The organism is Actinocrinis sp. (assembly GCF_035650855.1).
In the GTDB taxonomy this organism is placed as follows: Bacteria; Actinomycetota; Actinomycetes; order Streptomycetales; family Catenulisporaceae; genus Actinocrinis.
The window spans coordinates 1-18,397 of sequence record NZ_DASRGV010000207.1 but is presented as its reverse complement, the minus strand read 5'-3'; the positions used below and the strand labels follow the sequence as shown (position 1 = coordinate 18,397).

Genomic DNA, 18,397 nt, shown 5'->3' with positions numbered 1-18,397 from the left:
CCAGGGACGGCGGGTGGCGTGATGACCGGACGGAACGGACACCGGCGGCGGGCCGGGACGCGGGCGTGCGCGGCGGGAGCCTCGGCGCTGCTGACGATGGGTGTGTGCGGGTTCGTGCCGGCCGCGGCGCCGCCGCATTCCGGCTCCACGCTGACCGCGTCCGCGGGCACCACGCCGGCGGACACCGGCACCTGCACCAAGAACGACAGCCCGGCGTTCGGCGATCAGACCGCGACGCCGTGGGAGATTTCGTACGCGAACACGCAGTCCTCAGCCCAGTACGGCACCGGCGCCGGAGTCAAGGTCGCGATCATCGACACCGGCATCGCGGGCGGCAACAGCCAGCTGACCCCGGCGATCGTCGGGGGACAGGACTTCAGCAAGAGCGGCGGCGTGTACAAGGCGGACGTCGACGGCCACGGCACCTTCGTCGCCTCCATCATCGCCGCGCAGCCGAAGCCCGGCGGCAACGGCATGGTCGGCCTCGCGCCGGGCGTCAGTCTCCTGATTTACCGGGAGGCCGGCTGCAACATTCAGGGCGGCAACGACGAGCGCACCATGGCGAGCGCGATCGACGCGGCGGTCGCGGCGCACGCGCGGGTGATCAACATATCGCAGGCCGGTTACATCCCCGACGACGTCCTCAAGGCCTCGATCGTCAACGCCTACCGCCACAACGTCCTGATCGTCGCCGCGGCCGGAAACTACGGCAACAAGGACGCCACCGACCAGAACACCAACGCCGACTACGGAGTCAACCCGACCACCTACCCGGCCGCGTACGTGCCATATCTGCTCACGGTCGGCGCGGCGACGCAGGACGGCGGCGTCGCGGCCTTCTCCGAGACAGGGCCCTACCTCGGGGTCACCGCGCCGGGCGTCGACGTCGGCGGCCTGTTCCCGGACGGGAAGATCCACCACGACGACGGCACCAGCTTCGCCGCGCCCTACGTCTCCGCGATCGCGGCGCTGCTGATCTCCAAGCACCCTGACTGGTCGGTCCAGACCCTCATGCACGTGCTGGAGTCGACCGCGAGCGGCAACGGCTCGTGGAACCAGTCCCAGGGCTGGGGCGAGGTTTCCGCGATCGCCGCGCTGAGCGCCGATCCGGCCAAGCTGACCCGCCTCTACGGCGCCGGTCCCAACGCCGACGGGCCGGCTCAGGCCAAGCCGGTGAGCCACGGCATCCCGATGCTCCCGATCGTGAACCCGGCCCCGGCGCAGACCGTGGTCGACCAGCACCGGGGTGCTTACATCGCGCTCGGCTCGGCGATTCTGATCGTGATCGTCACGCTGGCCGGCACGCTCATCGCGCGCGACGCGCGCCGCCGCCGGATGACGCTCTAGTGCGGTGACCGTGAACGTTCGCCGGGTTCGGTGACGCGCCGGTCGAGGTTCGAAGGTTCGGGGCCCACCAGACCGGCGAAGCTAAGCGGTCAACGCCCTAACCGAGGTCGTCGCAGAGGTTGTGGACAGTGCCGTGCACGAGCGTGACGGTCTTGAATCCGGTCGCGCTGAACTCGATCCGGTAGACGCCGTCGATGGTGTAGAGGCCGCGCGGCAGGTTGCTGGAGCCCGCGGGCAGGCGCGCGATGACCGGCCCGACCACGTGCCAGACCATTGAGCCGTCAGTACCGTACTCGATCACAGCGCTGCCACTGGCGTCCACGAGGGCGCTCGCGCCGGTGGCGGCGTTGCTGACGTTGAGGAACAGCGCACCGGTAGCCAGCTGCCGCTTGGGCTTGCCGTCCGGGTAGGTCTCGACGACCTTCGTGCGCACCTGGTTCACCGTCACGTCCCAGTGCACGGGGAAGTCACACAGCAGCCCGGCGGGCGCGTCGTATGACGGCGGGATCGCCTCGGGCACCCAGCCGTCGTGTGACGCGGCAGACGGCGCGGACCCCGCCTCGGCGCTGCTCGCGGCGGCGGACACCGTGCCACCTGCGAGTAGGGCGGAAACGGACAGGGCAACCACCAGGAATCGACGCACGAGTACTCCTCATCCTCTGCTTCTGCTACTGATAGCGAACGGCAGGGCAATGACTGCCCGGCCGGGTTTCACTGTCCACCCCCGGATACGCGGGCGCATATCCCTAGACCTAGGGGGAGCCGGTTGCGATACTCCTGCGGTGTCCCCCGCGCCCGCGCCGCTGCTGCTCGCCCACGCCGCGCGGCAGGCTGCCGCACGCGCCGACAGCCTGGCCGACCTCGGCGGCGAGCTGGCCCGCCAACTGCACCGGCTCGTGCCCCACGACGGGTACATGCTTTCCGGCAAGGATCCGGTCACCGGCGTCGGCTGCTTCCTGGTCGAGCACCAGGGCTACAGCTGCGCCCACTTCCGCCGCATCAAGGCGGCCGGGCTGCTCGATCAGCAGCCTTACCCGCCCCGGCGACCCGCCGACCGGCCCACGAGCCGCCCAACTGTCGCGGTGCTGGACACGACGGCCACCGCGCCGCCGGGCATCGTGCCGCTGCTCGACAGCATGGCCGGCGACGGCTGGGGCAGCGAGATGCGGCTCGACCTGGTCGATCGCGCCGCACACTGGGGCACGCTGATCCTGCTGCGCGAGCGTCGCCGCCCGCCGTTCACCCCGGCCGACATCGACAACGCGCGGCAGGTCGCGGCGCCGCTGGCCGCCTCGCTGCGCGGTTACGTCGGCCGCGCCAGGCCGCATCCCATGCGCACCGCGATGCCGCCCGGCGTGCTCGTCATCGACGAGAACGACGGCCTCGCCTCCGCGACCCCGACCGGGCGCGAATGGCTCCGGATGTGCTTTCCCAACCTGATCCTCGACACGGACGAGGATCTCTCGCTGACGCTCTGGAACGTCGCGGCCGCCGCCCGCCGCCAGAGCGAGCCCGTGCTCAGCCGCATCCCGACCGGCCACGGCTTCGCCGCGCTGGCGGCCCAACGGCTGACCGGCGAGCGACGCGGCGAGGTGGCCGTCACCATCCAGGCGGCCGGTACCGGCCAACTGCTGCCCGCGGTCGCCGCGTGGTACGGCCTCACGCCCCGGGAACGCACGGTGATCGACCAGGTCCTGGACGGCCGCTCCAGCAAACAGATCTCCCACACCCTCGACCTGTCGCAGCACACGACCAACGACCATCTCAAGGCCATCTATCGCAAGATCCGGGTGAACGGCCGCGACGAGTTGGTCGCTACTCTCTCCTGCTAATCGGCCTATCTGTGCATGACGCGGTAGCCAGGCGCGCCACCGAACCCGGCGAACGTTCGCGGTCACCGCACTAGCCGATTGTCGAGCGCTCTACCGCAGAGAGCTGCGGTAGAGCGCTCGGCCAGCCTCACACCACCGGCGGGATGTGCGCGGTCTGCACCAGGATCGTGCCGTGCTTGCGGGAGACCAGGGTGCCGCGGCCGGGGGGCTGCTGACTCGGCCGCACCTGCCCGATCAGCTGGCCCTCGTCGCGTTCGCCGGAGAGCACCAGGCCTGGCTGGCGGGTCTCGCGCATCCGCTGGATCAGCGGCTCGAACAGTGCGCGACCGGCGCCGCCGGAGGCCCGCGCGATGATCAGGTGGAACCCGAGGTCGCGGGCCATCGGCAGGTACTCGCCGAGCGGCCCGAGCGGGTTGCCGCCGGGGGTGGCCACCAGGTCGTAGTCGTCCACGATCACGAAGATCTCCGGGCCGGTCCACCAGGACCGGGTACGCAGCTGCTCCGCGGTCACGTCCGGGCCCGGCTGGCGCTTGTCCAGGAACGGCTTGACCTCCGCCAGCACGCTCTGCACCGCCGGAGCGGCCGCGCAGTAGGCGAGCTGGTGTGATTCGGGGATCGCGCCGAGCAGAGACCTGCGATAGTCCACCGCCAGGATGCGGGCCTGCTGCGGGGTGTAGGCCTCGGTGATGCCCTGAACCAGGGTCCGCAGCACGCTGGTCTTGCCGGACTCGCCCTCGCCGAACAGCAGGAAGTGCGGATCGGCGTTGAAGTCCAGGTACACCGGTTCCAGCTTGGTCTCGTCCACGCCGAGCGGCACCACCTGGTTGGGGCGGGCGGCCGGGGCGGGCAGCTCCGTGTAGGGCACCATCAGCGGCAGCATCCGCAGCTTCGGCGCCGCAGGACCCTGCCAGGCGTCCGCGATCGCGTGCACCGCCTTTGCCACGCCGTCGGCCAGATCGGTGGGGTCTTCGACCCCGTCGATGCGCGGCAGCGCGCCGAGGAAGTGCAGCTTGCCCTTGGTCAGGCCGCGTCCCGGGGTGCCGGTGGGCACGTTGACGGCGACCTTGCGGTCGATGTCGGACTCCATCGGGTCGCCAAGGCGCAGCTCGATGCGGGTGTTGATGGCGTCCTTGAGCTGCGGGCGGATCTCCGGCCAGCGCGCCGCGGTGATGATCACGTGCACGCCGAAGCCGAGGCCGCGCTGCGCGATCTCCAGGATGTCCTGCTCCAGGGTCTCGAAGTCGGCGCGCAGGGTAGCCCAGCCGTCGACCACGAGGAACACGTCGCCGAAGGGCTCGTCGGGCAGTTCGCCGCGGGCCCGGCGGGCCCGGAAGGTGCCGATCGAGTCGATGCCGTGGCGGCGGAAGGACTCCTCGCGCTTGTCCAGGATCGAGACGACCTCGCTGATGACGCGGCGCACCACGTCGACGTCGAGGCGGCCGCCGATCCCGGAGGTGTGCGGCAGCCCGGCCAGTCCCATCAGCGATCCGCCGCCGAAGTCCAGCGCGAAGAACTGCACCTCCTGCGGGGTGTGTCCGAGCGCGAGGCCCATCAGGATCGTGCGCACCATGGTGGACTTGCCGGTGCGCGGACCGCCGATCACCACCGCGTGGCCGGCCGCGGAGGACAGGTCGATCTGGTAGAGCTCGCGCTTCTGCTCGATCGGCTTGTCCGCGATGCCGATCGGCACCAGCAGCCGGCCCGCGCCCGAGTACTCCGTCGCGGTCAGGCCGCGCTGCGGCGTCGGCTGCAGGCCCGGCATCAGCTGGTCCAGCGTCGGCGGCTCGGCCAGCGGCGGCAGCCACACCTGGTGGGCCGGCAGGCCCTGCCCTTCCATCTGCCGCACCAGCACGTCCAGCACGGTGTCGACCAGCGCGTCGTCCTCCTCCTTGACCGGAGCGGCGACGACCGGCTCGTCCACCCGCGGCGGAGCCTGGAAGTTCGAGGTGAACAGCGTCGGGCGCCGGTGGTCCAGCTTGCGGGCCACCGTGGTCCGGGTCTGCGGACGGTAGGGCCCTGACACGTACGCGGCCTTGAACCGGGTGCCGGCCGGGTTTCCGCCCTCCTGACCCACGGTCTTGAGATATCCCGAACCAGGGATCGAAGGCAGCGTGAACGCGTCCGGGACGCCGAGCACGACGCGCGACTCGGCCGCCGAGAAGGTCTTCAGGCCCAACCGGTAGGACAGGTAGGTGTCCAGGCCGCGCAGCTTGCCTTCCTCAAGGCGCTGCGACGCCAGCAGCAGGTGCACGCCGAGGGATCGGCCGATGCGGCCGATCTGGATGAACAGGTCGAGGAACTCCGGCTTGGCGGTGAGCATCTCGGAGAACTCGTCGAGCACGATCACCAGGTTCGGCATCGGCGTCAGCGCCGCGCCGGCCGCCCGCGCCTTCTCGTAGTCGTGGATGTTCTTGAAGTTCCCGCCGTCGCGCAGCATCTCCTGGCGCCGGTTCATCTCGCCGACGATGGCGTCGCGCATGCGGTCCACCATCGTCAGGTCGTCCGCCAGGTTGGTGATGACCGCCGCGGTGTGCGGCATCTCTGCCATGCCCGCGAAGGTGGCGCCGCCCTTGAAGTCGGAGAGCACGAAGTTGAGGTTCTCCGAGGAGTGGGTGACCGCGAGCGCGAGCACCAGGGTCCTGAGAACCTCGGACTTGCCGGAACCGGTGGCGCCGATGCACAGGCCGTGCGGGCCCATGCCGCCCATCGCGGCTTCCTTGATGTCCAGGATCACCGGCTCGCCGTTCTCGCCGATCCCGATCGGCACCCGCAGCCGGTCCTGCGGCGAGAGCCGCTTCCAGCCGCGCCGGGTGTCGAAGGACCCCGGGTCGCCGATGCCCATCAGGTCGGTGAAGTCCAGCGAGGAGAGCAGCGGCTCGTCGCCGTCCGCGCCGCCGCCGACCCGCAGCGGGGACAGCTGCCTGGCCAGCGCCTCGGCCTGCGGGATGGACAGCCGGTCGCTGTTGCCGGTGAAGGTGGCGCCGGTGGAGGTGGCCAGGTTCAGCTTGCCGCCGTCGATGCCCAGCTGCACGCCGCCGCGCACCGCCGCCGCGTGGCCCTCGGTGTCGATCTCGACGATGGTGACGCCCATCAGGCCGTCGCCGTGCAAGAGCATGGATTCTCCGCTGGCCCGCGCGCCGTCCACCACCACCACGATGTGCGGCTGCTCATAGAGCGGCGGGCTGTCGCGCGAGTAGCGCGGCCGGTCGGACAGGTCGGAGCCCAGGGCTTCTTCGAGCTCTGAGGCGTCGGAGAAGATGAGGCGCACCGAGCCGGCCGCGTCGGTGTCCTTCGGGTGCTGCGCGTGCGGCAGCCACTTGACCCACTCCCAGTGCTGGCGCCGGTTCTCCGCCGCCACGACGCAGATGCGCACCTCGTCCGGGGCGTGGAAGGTGGCCAGCTGGGAGAGGATCGCCCGGGCCTCGGCGCGCGCGTCGTCCGCGGTGCCGTCGCCGCTCGGGCCGATCAGCACGTGCCAGAACGAGCGGAACGAGACCGCGAGCGGCAGGCCGTCAAGCGTGCCCTGCACGGTGATGAAGCGCCGCAGCGCGTCCGCGCAGACCGGCTCGAGCTCGTCCACCGGCGCGGTCTCCGGGGCCACCAGCGGCGTGGAGAGCCGCTGCGCGCCCGAGCCGAGCCGCACCTGCACGAAGTCCGCGTCGGTCGGCCGCCGCTCCCACAGCCGCTGCCCGCTGGTCACGATCGCCCACAGGTGCGCGGGGCTCGGGTGCGACCACATCTGCGCGGTGTACTGCTGCTGCTGGGTCTTGCGCACCTGCGCGCGCACCTGACTCAGGTAACGCAGATAGTCGCGGCGCGCGTCGGCGGTCTTCCCCTTGCCGCCGCCCTTGCCCTTGACCAAGGACATGACCACGAAGCCGAGCGACGACATCAGGGTCATGCCGCCCATCAGCTTCATCAGGACATTGGTTCCCGGCATGAAGAAGAAGGCCACGGAGCCGACGCTGGCCAGCATCGGCAGCGCCTGCATCAGCGCGCCGCCGTCCTTCGCGGTGCGTGCCAGTTCCGGCGGCGGTTCGAGGAACACCTCTCCCGCGGGCACCTGCGGGGGATGCACCCGTGGTGGCCGCTTCACAATGACCGTACTCAACCCGCAGCCCTCCCGTGTGTGGATCAGACCCGTGTCATGTCCCGTGAAACCGGTCTTCCGCCCGATGCTACCGGCCGCGTGCGGCCAGTAGGTAGGATGCCTGCCGCGCCAACAGGCCGATGGCGAGCGGGGAACGAGGAGGGGCCGCGATGAGCAGCGGGGTTATGACAGGCTTCTGCCGAATTACGGTGGTCGCGCCGAATGTCCGGGTCGATGTGGCTTTGCCGGAGGATGTCCCGCTGGCCGAGCTGCTGCCGGACGTGCTGCGGATGGCCGACCAGTGGCAGAGCGAGGGCGCGCACGCAGGGTTCGTACTCGCCAGGCTCGACGGCTCCGAGCTCGACACCGGCATGTCCTTCGCCGCGCAGGGGGTGCGCAACGGCGACCTGCTCTACCTGCGCCCGGCCACCGACACGCTGCCGCCGCCGGTCTTCGACGACGTGGTCGACGCCATCGCGCAGACCGTCGCCGAGGACCGCCGGATGTGGGGCGCGACGCACTACCGCCGGATCGGCCTGACCGGCGGCGCCACCCTGCTCGCGCTCGGCGCGTGGGTGCTGTGGACCTCGAACGACCCGCACGGCATGCCCGCCTTCATGGCCGGTGTCATGGCCTTGCTGCTCACCGTGTTCGGGGGTCTGCGTTCGCGGGTTTACGGCGACCACGTCGGCGGCGCGGTCCTCGGCGCCTGCGCGGTGCCGTACGCCTTCCTCGCCGGCATCGGCGCGCTGCCGATCAACGCGGGCGCCGGGCTCGGCCGCTCGCACTTCATCGTCGGCTGCTCCGCGGTCCTGGTGGTCTCGGTCGTCGGCGCGATCCTGCAGGAGGAGCACGACGAGGCGTACCTCGCGGCGGCCATCGCGGCCGCGGCGGGCGCGGTCGCCGGCGCGGTCGGCCTGGCGAGCGGGGCCGACCCGGCCAAGCTGGCCGCCGGGGCCGGGACCGTGGCCATCGCCGCGATCGGGTTCCTGCCCGGCCTCGCGCTGCGCGCCGTGCGCTTCCCGATGCCGCAGCTCGTGGACGGCGCGCCGCAGGTGAGCAGCACCGCGCAGAAGGCCGCGCTGCCGGCCGGCAACGACGACCCGGTGGACACCGCCTCGATCGACCGCCGGGCCCGTCGCAGCCACGAGCTGCTGACCGGACTGGCCGCGGCCTGCGCCGTGACCGTCGTGCTGAGCGCGTTCGTCCTCTCCTTCGCCAGCGACGGCCGCAGCGGCGGCGCCTGGGCTCAGGGGATGGCCAGCGTGCTCGGCCTCGCGCTGCTCTCCCGGGCCCGGCTGTTCCGCCGCTCCTCGCAGGTCAACACGCTGGTGTGGGGCGGGGTCGGCACGGTCGTGGTGCTGCTGGTCGGCGCGGCCGTCCACGTCTCCACGCTCGCCCGCCAGACCTGGTTCTTCGGCGCGGTCCTCGCGGGCGGCCTGATCCTGGTCGCGGTCGCCTTCGCGCTGCCGAACCGCTCGCTGTCCCCGCGCTGGGCGCGCAGCATCGACCTGCTCGACGGACTGCTGCTCGCCTCGGTCATCCCGGTGCTGCTCGGCGTGCTCAACATCTACAGCACGGTCCAGTCGGTCGGACACCACTGAGCGTGGCCGAAAGCGCTCCTCGCGTCAGATAGACTTACTTGACGCTGCGCACCCGAAGCCGCAGCTAAGCACCGCCGGGTTCGTTTGTGCTCGTGAGTAAGACCGAGTGCGCCCGGGTGCTCGACCGTGATGGAGACCCATGGCACTCGACGTCGCCACCAAGAAGCAGATCCTCGCCGAGTACGGCACCGCCGAAGGCGACACCGGCTCCCCGGAGGTCCAGGTCGCGCTGCTGACCAAGCGGATCAACGACCTGACCGAGCACCTGAAGGCGCACAAGCACGACCACCACTCCCGCCGCGGCATGTACCAGCTGGTGGGTAAGCGCCGCCGGCTGCTCAAGTACCTGGCCGCCAAGGACATCGAGCGCTACCGCGCGCTGATCGAGCGTCTCGGTCTGCGCCGATAGCGGCAGTACCTCGGGAGCGGTGCCCGTTTCAGTCGGGCGCCGCTCCCTTGGCGTATCGCGATCAGGCGCCTGGCCAGGCGCGCGAGGCCGGTGCGACACCCCGTTCTGGTGTTTCGCCGCCCCAAGCCTGGGCCGCATGGGTTAGCGTGACGTTGGATAGCTAGATAGTGAGAAGGGGTCCGCGCCGGGACGGCCGGACCGAGAGTTGAAGGAACGCGGCGTTCATCGCCGTAGGTGAGACCGGTACCGATCTTCGGTAGTGGCCGTCGGAGGTGACGCGCGTGCGCGCCCCGCCCGCCGGCTTCGATCGGAGACCGGTGTCCAGGATCAGGTCGCCGCTTCGGTGACGTCGCGTTCCGTCAGGACACGACAAGGAGGGCACCCCGTGGAGGGTCCCAGCAGTTACACCACCGAGGCGGTCATCGACAACGGCCGCTTCGGAAGCCGCACCGTGCGCTTCGAGACCGGGCGGCTCGCCCGGCAGGCGGCCGGCTCCGCGGTGGCTTATCTGGACGGCGAGACCATGGTGCTGTCCGCCACCACCTACTCGAAGCACCCGAAGGACCAGCTCGACTTCTTCCCGCTCACCGTGGACGTCGAGGAGCGGATGTACGCGGCGGGCCGGATCCCCGGCTCCTTCTTCCGCCGCGAGGGCCGTCCCTCCGAGGACGCCATTCTGACCTGCCGGCTGATCGACCGGCCGCTTCGCCCGTCCTTCGCCAAGGGTCTGCGCAACGAGATCCAGATCGTGGCGACCGTGATGGCGCTCAACCCCGAGCACCTCTACGACGTCGTCGCGATCAACGCGGCCTCCGCCTCGACGCAGCTGGCCGGCCTGCCGTTCTCCGGCCCGATCGGCGGCGTGCGCGTCGCCCTGATCGAGGGCCAGTGGGTCGCCTTCCCGACCCATCCCGAGCTGGAGAACGCCGTCTTCGACATGGTCGTGGCCGGTCGCGTCCTCGAGGACGGCGACGTGGCGATCATGATGGTCGAGGCCGAGGCCACCACCACCACGATCCAGCTGGTCGCGGACGGCGCGCAGGCGCCCACCGAGGAGATCGTCGCCGAGGGGCTCGAGGCCGCGAAGCCGTTCATCAAGGTGCTGTGCCAGGCGCAGGCCGAGCTGGCCCGCCAGGCCGCCAAGCCGACCGCCGAGTTCCCGAAGTACCTCGACTACCAGCAGGACGTCTTCGACGCCGTCAGCGAGGCGGTCTCCGCCGACCTGGCCGCCGCGCTGACCATCGCGGGCAAGCAGGAGCGCGAGGCCGAGCAGGACCGGGTCAAGGCCGTCGCGATCGAGAAGCTGGCCGGCCAGTTCGAGGGCCGGGAGAAGGAGATCCCCGGGGCCTTCCGCGCGCTGACCAAGAAGCTGGTGCGCGAGCGGATCATCCGTGACCGCGTGCGCATCGACGGCCGCGGCGTCACCGACATCCGGGCGCTGGCCGCCGAGGTCGAGGTCGTCCCGCGGGTGCACGGCTCGGCGCTGTTCGAGCGCGGCGAGACCCAGATCCTGGGCATCACCACGCTCAACATGCTGCGCATGGAGCAGCAGCTGGACACGCTGGCGCCGGAGACGCGCAAGCGCTACATGCACAACTACAACTTCCCGCCCTACTCCACCGGTGAGACCGGCCGGGTCGGCTCGCCCAAGCGGCGCGAGATCGGCCACGGTGCGCTGGCCGAGCGGGCGCTGGTGCCGGTGCTGCCCAGCCGCGAGGAGTTCCCGTACGCGATCCGGCAGGTCTCCGAGGCCCTCGGCTCCAACGGCTCCACCTCGATGGGCTCGGTCTGCGCCAGCACCATGTCGCTGCTGAACGCGGGCGTGCCGCTCAAGGCTCCGGTCGCGGGCATCGCGATGGGCCTGGTCTCCGCGGAGATCGACGGCAAGACCGAGTACGTGGCGCTCACCGACATCCTCGGCGCCGAGGACGCGTACGGCGACATGGACTTCAAGGTCGCCGGCACCAAGGACTTCGTGACGGCCCTTCAGCTGGACACCAAGCTCGACGGCATCCCCGCATCGGTGCTCGCCCAGGCGCTGCGCCAGGCGCACGACGCCCGGCTGCACATCCTGGACGTCATGCTCGAGGCGATCGACTCGCCGGACGAGATGTCGGTGTACGCGCCGCGCATCATCACGGTGAAGATCCCGGTGGACAAGATCGGCGAGGTCATCGGCCCGAAGGGCAAGATGATCAACCAGATCCAGGAGGACACCGGCGCCGACATCACCATCGAGGACGACGGCACGATCTACATCGGCGCGGCCGACGGACCGTCCGCAGAGGCGGCCCGCCAGACGATCAACCAGATCGCCAACCCGACGATGCCCGAGGTCGGCGAGCGGTACCTCGGCACCGTGGTGAAGACCACCACCTTCGGCGCGTTCGTCTCGCTGATGCCCGGCAAGGACGGCCTGCTGCACATCTCGCAGCTGCGCAAGATCGCCGGCGGCAAGCGGATCGAGAACGTCGAGGACGTGGTCAAGGTCGGCGACAAGCTCCAGGTCGAGATCGCCGAGATCGACCAGCGCGGCAAGCTGTCCCTGGTGCCGGTGCTCCCGGACGCCGAGCAGCCCGCGGCGCCCGCCGAAGAGGCCCCGGCCGAGCAGGCCTGACCGCTCACCGCTCCTACGTAGGCAGATCCTTGATACAGGTGGTCGATCTGACTCAGTCGCCGATCCCGGCCCCCGCGGCCGGGACAGCGCCCTACTCGGACGCCGGGGAGCACGCGCTCCCCGGCACCGCCGAGACCGCGTCCGAGCACGGCTTTCCCACGCAGTCGCTGTTCCCGGGCGCCGCGGGCTCCGGCGACATCCGCCGGACCGTGCTGCCCGGCGGCATCCGGGTCATCACCGAGGCGATGCCGTCGGTGCGCTCGGTCACCCTCGGCGTTTGGGTCGGCGTCGGCTCGCGCGACGAGGACGCCGAGTCCGCCGGGGCCAGCCACTACCTGGAGCACCTGCTGTTCAAGGGCACCGCGCGGCGCTCGGCCCTGGACATCTCCGCCTCGGTCGAGGCGGTCGGCGGGGAGATCAACGCCTTCACCACGAAGGAGTACACCTGCTACTACGCCCGCGTCCTGGACGCGGATCTGCCGCTGGCCGCCGACGTCATCACCGACGTCGTCGCGGCCGCGCTGATCCTGCCCGAGGACGTGGAGTCTGAGCGCGGCGTGATCCTCGAGGAGATCGCCATGACCGACGACGACCCGGGCGACATGGTGCACGACGAGTTCGCCCTCGCCCTGTTCGGCGACAGCCCGCTGGGCCGGCCGATCGCGGGCACGGCGCAGTCGGTCAAGACGATCACCCGCGACCAGATCGCCGCGCACTACCGCCGCTACTACACCGGGCCCAACCTGGTCGTCGCGGCGGCGGGCAACCTCGACCACGACCGCGTCGTCGAACTCGTATACGAGGGCTTCCTGCGGTCCGCCGGGGACTCCCACCTCGTGCTCGACTCGGCCCTCGCGCCGCTCGGCCCGCGCAGCCTCGCCGCGACGGCCCCCTCCGGCAAAGCGACGCGGCTGGTCAACCGCAAGACCGAGCAGGCGCACGTGGTGCTCGGGATGCCCGGGGTGCACCGCACCGACGACCGGCGCTGGGCGCTCGGTGTGCTCGCGGCGGTGCTCGGCGGCGGCATGTCCTCGCGCCTCTTCCAGGAGGTGCGCGAGAAGCGCGGCCTGGCGTACTCGGTGTACAGCTACGCCTCGCAATACGCTGACGCCGGCGCGTTCGGCGTATACGCGGGCTGCCAGCCGAAGAAGCTGCGCGAGGTGATCGCGCTGTGCCGGGCCGAGATCGCGAGTCTCGTCGCCTCGGGCATCACCGAGCAGGAGCTGGCGCTGGGCATCGGCCAGCTGCGCGGCGGCATGGTGCTCGGCCTCGAGGACACCGGCTCGCGGATGAGCCGGATCGGAAAGGGCGAGCTGGTCTACGGCGAGCACCTGTCGGTCGACACGGTGCTCGAACTGATCTCCGGCGTCACGCTCGACGACGTGCGCGCCGTCGCGACCGATCTGCTCACCGCGCAGCCGGCGCTCGCCGTGATCGGGCCGTACAAGGACCCCTCGTCCTTCATCGCCTGACCGCCACACCCGCAGCGAATGGACACCACCATGATCAACGTTGCCGTCTTCGGCGCCAACGGCCGGATGGGCCGCCAGGTCTGCGACGCGGTCGAGCAGGCCGACGGCATGCAGGTCGTCGCGCGCATCGACGTGGACGACGACCCGAAGGCCGCGGTCGAGGCGGGGGCGATCGTGGCGGTGGACTTCACCAACCCGGACGTGGTGCTCGGCAACCTCGAGTTCTGCGTCAAGAACGGCATCCACGCGGTCGTCGGCACCAGCGGCTTCACCCCCGACCGCACGGCGCGGGTGCAGTCCTGGCTCGCCGAGCACCCGTCCACGGGCGTGCTCATCGCGCCCAACTTCTCCCTCGGCGCGGTGCTGATGATGAAGTTCGCGGCGCAGGCGGCCCCGCTGTTCGAGTCGGTCGAGATCATCGAGCTGCACCACCCCGACAAGGCCGACGCGCCGAGCGGCACCGCGCAGCGCACCGCCGAGCTGATCGCCGACGCGCGCGCGAAGGCGAACAGCAAGCCGTTCCCCGACGCCACGGCCCACGACGCGGACCACCACCGCGGCGGCACCGTGCAAGGGGTGCCGGTCCACTCGGTGCGCCTGCGCGGCCTGATCGCCCATCAGGAAGTGCTGCTCGGCGCGCAGGGCGAGACCCTGACGCTCCGGCACGACTCGCTGGACCGGATCTCGTTCATGCCCGGCGTGGTCCTCGGCGTCCGGCGGGTCGCCCAGCACCCCGGGCTGACCGTCGGACTCGAGCACTACCTCGATCAGCAGGGCTAGCCGGGAAGCGGAACGGAACCCCAGTGCGCGCCCGCACCGCCGCCTTCATCCTCAGCGCGGTCCTCGTCTTCTACCTGGGACTGTGCAGCTGGGAGGGGGCTCTCGCGCTCTACGACGGGTTCACCGGCGGCGGCGCGGCTCCCGGACTGCTCGGCGCGGCGGTGCTCGTCTTCGGCTTCTTCGGCGGCTGGTTCCTGGTGCGCGAGATCCGCTTCGGCTTCGCCACCGAGCGCCTGGCCAGACAGCTCGACGACGAGGGCGGGCTGCGGCAGGAGGAGGTCGACGCGCTGCCCAGGTCGCCGGGCGGCCGGGTCGACCGCGCGGCCGCGGACCGGCTCTTCGCGCGCCGCAAGGCCGAGACCGAGGCGGACGAGCAAGACTGGCGTGCCTGGTACCGCCTCGCGGTCGCCTACTCGGCGGCGAAGGACAACGCCCGCGCCCGCGCCGCGATGCGCCACGCCATCCGCCTGCACCGCTCCGCCTCCGCGTAAGCATCCCGACCGGGCCTTTCGCCGCCGGTCAGAGCACTGCTATCGTCGCCCCGTCGCGCGGCAACGGGCGGGGGACGGGAGAGCGCACGTGGGAGTCGTACTGCCGCAGGAACTGGTCTGGGTGCTCGACATCATCGGGGTGTCCTGGCCCAACATCAACGAGGACGACCTCAAAGAGGCGGCCGACGAGCTCAAGCAGATAGCCCAGGAGCTCGAATCCGGGCACGGCGACGCCAAGGCCGAGATCGAGCAGATGTTGAGCATCAGCTCCTCCCAGTCGCTCAAGCTGTTCGAGGCGCTGTGGCAGAAGCTCTCGGACGGCCACCTCAAGGACCTGGCCGAGGGCCTGAAGATCTTCGCCGACGTCCTCGAGGTCGTATACGGCGTCATCATCGCCCTGAAAACCGAGGCGATCGTGCAGCTCGGCATCCTCGCCGCGCAGCTGATCGCCGACCAGGCGGCCGCGGTGGAGACCCTGGGCCTGAGCGAGGCCGAGGCGGCCGGCGCGATCGCGATCTGCAAGACCCTGGTCAAGCGGCTGCTCGACGAGGCGGTCCAGCAGATACTCGCGCAGCTGACCCAGGCCGTCGAAGGCCCCATCTTCAGCGCGCTCAAGTCGGCTGGCGGCGAGATGGCGCAGCAGCTGCTCGGCGACGCGCTCGGCATCGGCCACGGCCTGGACTTCTCCGCCCTCGAGGCGGCCGCCACGCGCGGCGGCTCGCAGGGCCTTTCCACGCTCGGCTCCCAGGCCGCCTCGGCGCTCTCCGATCCCGGCGGATCCCTGGTCTCGCTGGCGAACGGCACCGGCCTTCCCGGCGAAACCGAGCAGGCGACGCAGGCGGGCGAGCAGCAGGGGCAGCTGGCCAGGATGCGCTCGATTCTGGCGGGGTCGTGATGTCGGGCGAGGAGCCGATCAACGTAGACCCTGAGTCGCTGCACCGCGGCGCGTCAGCCCTCGAACAGTTCGCGCAGGTGCTCCAGCCGCTCGGCGAACGGCTCAAGGCCACCGGACAGAAGGTGCTGGCCGCCGCGCGCTCGGACGGCGAGTCGGGCGTCGGCAAGGCGGTGGAGGAGGGCACCGGTGCCGGGGTCGAGACCGTCGGCACCGTGTTCGACGAGGCCGGTCGCGTCGTGGGCACGGCGGGCCGGAATCTGCACACGCACGCGGAGAACTACCGCGGCGTCGATGACGCGGCCGCGAGCGCGTACCGCAACGTGCACCAGAGCATGGACGGCGATTCCACCACGCCGACCATCGCGCGCGGCGGTTCGAGCGCGCCCGAAGACGACGTCCCCGCATCGGCGCCCGCCAGTGGTCCCGCCGCCGCGCCGACGATCGGCTCCTCGGCTGGAAGCTCGGGTGACTACTCCGGGAACCCGGCCTTCCGCTCCAGCGCCGACGATCGCCAGAACTTCGCCGCCGCGTACCACGGATACGCCGACGACGAGCAGTTCGTGCAGGACCTCAAGGCGCGCGACCCCTCGCTGGCCGGCATCCCGACCGAGGACCTGGTGGCCGTGCGCGGGTACACCGGCGACGAGTTCTACAGCCAGATGAACTCCGCGCTGCGCAGCGGCGATCCGGCGGCGCTCGCGCAGTACGACGCGCACATCCGGGCGACGACGTCCGGGCTGAACCAGCTGCCGCCGACGACCGGCGAGTACTACCGCGGCATGCAGATCCCGTCCGGGAATGTGAACGACGTGCTGTCCAAGTACGAACCCGGGCAGGTCGTCACCGAGCCGCACTTCCTCAGCACCGGCGAGCCCTTCCCCGGCAACGTGCAGTACGTCGTGCAGTCCACCACCGGGCGCGATGTCAGCTCTCTGTCGCACTATCCGCATGAGTCCGAGGTGCTCTTCCCGCCCGGATCGCGGTTCCAGGTGGAAAGTAAGATCGAGGTCAGCCCGGGCCACTGGGTGATCAAGATGTCGGACGTGGGATGAGGGGCGCGGCGTGACGGACTACCTGATCTCCCCGCAGCTGCGGCGCGACCGGGCGCGCGGCGTGCTGGTGGGCGCCGCCTGCGGTGACGCGCTGGGCGTGCCGTACGAGTTCGGGCCCGCGCTCGGCCCCAACACGCTTCCCGAGATGATCGGGGGCGGACTCGGGCCGTACCAGCCGGGGGAGTACTCCGACGACACCCAGATGCACGTGGTGATCGCCCGGGTCGCGGCGAGCGGCGCGGACCTGCGCACGGACGAGGCGCTGCGCTCCGTGGCCGAGGGCTTCCTGGACTGGGCGGCCGGCGGCGCCACCGACATCGGCGCGCAGACCCGCGCGGTGCTTTCCGCCGCCCGAGGTGCCGCCGATCCGCTCGCGGCGATGCGCGAGGCCGCGCGCCAGACGCATGAGAGCACGGGCCGGTCGGCCGGCAACGGATCGCTCATGCGCACCGGAGTGCTCGCGCTCGCCTACCTCAACGACCGCGCCGCGCTCGCGGAGGCGGCCCGCGCCGTCAGCGGGCTGACACACTACGACCCGGTCGCGGGCGAGGCCTGCGTGCTGTGGTGCGAGGCGATCCGCGTCGCCGTCCTCGACGGCACGCTGGACGGCCCACAGAGCGGTCTAGACCTCCTGGACGAGGCCGCCGCACAGCGCTGGAAGGCCTGGCTCGACGAGGCCGCCACGCAGCCCCCTGCGGCCTTCGCCCCCAACGGCTATGTCGTGCGTGCGCTGCAGGCCGCCTGGTCCGCGATCCTCGGCATCCCGATTCCGGAGGACAACCCGGGCCGCCACTTCGGCCGCGCGCTCTACGCGGCGGTCCGGGCCGGCGACGACACCGACACCGTCGCCGCGATCGGCGGGGCGCTGCTCGGCGGACGCTGGGGCGTCTCGAGCATCTACCCGGTCTGGCGTGACGCGGTGCACGGCTGGCCGGGCCTGCGCGAGCCGGACCTCGTCGCGCTCTGCGACGCGATCGTGGACCAGCGCGGCGGCTTCCCCGCGGAGGGCTGACCGCCGCCCGGCCCGGCCGCGACATCACGACGCGGCCGGGCCGCGAGATCGGAGCGGGCGGCCGGGCGTGACATCGCGCCACGCCGGCACGCCGCGTCGTCAGACCTCGACGACCACCGGGATGATCATCGGGCGGCGGCGGAAGGTGTCCGAGACCCACTTGCCGACCGTGCGCCGCACCAGCTGCTGCAGCTGGTAGGCGTCGCCGACGCCGTCGGCCGCGGCCTGGGCCAGGGCCTCCTCGATCAGCGGGGTGACCGCCGCCAGGGCGCCGTCGTCGATACCGGCGCCGCGGGACTGGACCTCGGGGCCGCCGGAGACCTTGCCCGTGTCGGCGTCGACGACCACGAACACCGAGATGAAGCCCTCGTCGCCGAGGATGCGCCGGTCTTTAAGGCTCGCCTCGGTGACGTCGCCGACCGACAGTCCGTCCACGTACACGTACCCGCAGGGGACCTTGCCGGTGATCCGCGCGACCTTGTCCACCAGGTCCACCGTGACGCCGTCCTCGGCGATCACCACGCGGTCCGCCGCGACTCCGGTGAGCACCGCAAGCTCGCCGTTCGCCCGCAGGTGCCGCCACTCACCGTGCACCGGCATGACGTTGCGCGGCCGGGCCAGGTTGTAGAAGAACAGCAGCTCACCGGCCGACGCGTGCCCCGAGACGTGCACCTTCGCGTTGCCCTTGTGCACGACCTTCGCGCCCCAGCGCGTCAGACCGTTGATCACTCGGTAGACCGCGGTCTCGTTGCCCGGGATCAGCGAGGAGGCGAGGATCACCGTGTCGTCCTCCACG

General features: G+C 71.3%; 14 protein-coding genes. 11 read left to right on the top strand and 3 right to left on the bottom strand.

What is annotated here, in order from left to right; genetic code table 11:
* On the top strand, nt 1-1,347 hold a 1,347-nt coding region (locus tag VFB40_RS14890), incomplete at its 5' end, for a S8 family serine peptidase (RefSeq protein ID WP_324851057.1).
* A 97-nt stretch (nt 1,348-1,444) separates the two neighbouring features.
* On the opposite strand, the gene VFB40_RS14885 is transcribed toward VFB40_RS14890, so the two are convergent.
* On the bottom strand, nt 1,445-1,990 hold the full coding sequence (locus VFB40_RS14885) for a hypothetical protein (RefSeq protein WP_324851055.1): 546 nt from the start codon (nt 1,988-1,990) through the stop codon (nt 1,445-1,447).
* A gap of 139 nt (nt 1,991-2,129) precedes the next feature.
* Between VFB40_RS14885 and VFB40_RS14880 the strand changes: the two genes are divergently transcribed.
* On the top strand, nt 2,130-3,179 hold the full coding sequence (locus tag VFB40_RS14880; protein WP_324851053.1) for a helix-turn-helix transcriptional regulator: 1,050 nt from the start codon (nt 2,130-2,132) through the stop codon (nt 3,177-3,179).
* Between the two features lie 127 nt (nt 3,180-3,306).
* On the opposite strand, the gene eccCa is transcribed toward VFB40_RS14880, so the two are convergent.
* Nucleotides 3,307-7,290: a type VII secretion protein EccCa gene (gene eccCa, locus VFB40_RS14875; RefSeq protein WP_324851050.1), complete on the bottom strand. Its 3,984-nt coding sequence runs from the start codon at nt 7,288-7,290 to the stop codon at nt 3,307-3,309.
* A 149-nt stretch (nt 7,291-7,439) separates the two neighbouring features.
* Here eccCa and eccD point away from each other — a divergent pair, with 149 nt between their 5' ends.
* The 9 genes from eccD (at nt 7,440) to VFB40_RS14830 (ending at nt 17,601) form a co-directional block, all read left to right on the top strand.
* Nucleotides 7,440-8,873, top strand: a complete 1,434-nt coding sequence (eccD, locus tag VFB40_RS14870; protein WP_324851048.1) for a type VII secretion integral membrane protein EccD — start codon at nt 7,440-7,442, stop codon at nt 8,871-8,873.
* Between the two features lie 139 nt (nt 8,874-9,012).
* A complete protein-coding gene (gene rpsO / locus VFB40_RS14865; RefSeq protein ID WP_324841763.1) occupies nt 9,013-9,282 on the top strand; it encodes a 30S ribosomal protein S15 in 270 nt (89 codons plus the stop codon).
* 385 nt (nt 9,283-9,667) lie between these two features.
* Nucleotides 9,668-11,899, top strand: a complete 2,232-nt coding sequence (locus VFB40_RS14860) for a polyribonucleotide nucleotidyltransferase (protein ID WP_324851046.1) — start codon at nt 9,668-9,670, stop codon at nt 11,897-11,899.
* Between the two features lie 167 nt (nt 11,900-12,066).
* Nucleotides 12,067-13,371 carry a M16 family metallopeptidase gene (locus VFB40_RS14855; protein WP_349261482.1) on the top strand — a complete coding sequence of 435 codons (1,305 nt, stop codon included), beginning with the start codon at nt 12,067-12,069 and terminating at the stop codon, nt 13,369-13,371.
* 18 nt (nt 13,372-13,389) lie between these two features.
* Nucleotides 13,390-14,151, top strand: a complete 762-nt coding sequence (gene dapB / locus VFB40_RS14850; protein WP_324851042.1) for a 4-hydroxy-tetrahydrodipicolinate reductase — start codon at nt 13,390-13,392, stop codon at nt 14,149-14,151.
* A gap of 23 nt (nt 14,152-14,174) precedes the next feature.
* Nucleotides 14,175-14,642, top strand: a complete 468-nt coding sequence (locus VFB40_RS14845; protein ID WP_324851040.1) for a hypothetical protein — start codon at nt 14,175-14,177, stop codon at nt 14,640-14,642.
* 88 nt (nt 14,643-14,730) lie between these two features.
* Nucleotides 14,731-15,537, top strand: a complete 807-nt coding sequence (locus VFB40_RS14840) for a WXG100-like domain-containing protein (RefSeq protein ID WP_324851038.1) — start codon at nt 14,731-14,733, stop codon at nt 15,535-15,537.
* Nucleotides 15,537-16,589 carry an ADP-ribosyltransferase domain-containing protein gene (locus VFB40_RS14835; RefSeq protein WP_324851036.1) on the top strand — a complete coding sequence of 351 codons (1,053 nt, stop codon included), beginning with the start codon at nt 15,537-15,539 and terminating at the stop codon, nt 16,587-16,589. The genes VFB40_RS14840 and VFB40_RS14835 overlap by 1 nt, the downstream gene beginning before the upstream one ends.
* A gap of 10 nt (nt 16,590-16,599) precedes the next feature.
* Nucleotides 16,600-17,601 carry an ADP-ribosylglycohydrolase family protein gene (locus VFB40_RS14830; RefSeq protein WP_324851034.1) on the top strand — a complete coding sequence of 334 codons (1,002 nt, stop codon included), beginning with the start codon at nt 16,600-16,602 and terminating at the stop codon, nt 17,599-17,601.
* Between the two features lie 99 nt (nt 17,602-17,700).
* Here VFB40_RS14830 and VFB40_RS14825 read toward each other — a convergent pair.
* Nucleotides 17,701-18,397 (bottom strand): MBL fold metallo-hydrolase RNA specificity domain-containing protein (locus VFB40_RS14825; protein ID WP_324851032.1); only part of this gene is annotated, 697 nt, incomplete at its 5' end.

Excerpts from the sequence above, each read along its gene's own strand:
- VFB40_RS14835 (WP_324851036.1), top strand. The coding sequence starts at position 15,537 with ATGTCGGGCGAGGAGCCGATCAACGTAGACCCTGAGTCGCTGCACCGC.
- eccD (WP_324851048.1), top strand. The coding sequence starts at position 7,440 with ATGAGCAGCGGGGTTATGACAGGCTTCTGCCGAATTACGGTGGTCGCG.
- rpsO (WP_324841763.1), top strand. The coding sequence starts at position 9,013 with ATGGCACTCGACGTCGCCACCAAGAAGCAGATCCTCGCCGAGTACGGC.
- dapB (WP_324851042.1), top strand. The coding sequence starts at position 13,390 with ATGGACACCACCATGATCAACGTTGCCGTCTTCGGCGCCAACGGCCGG.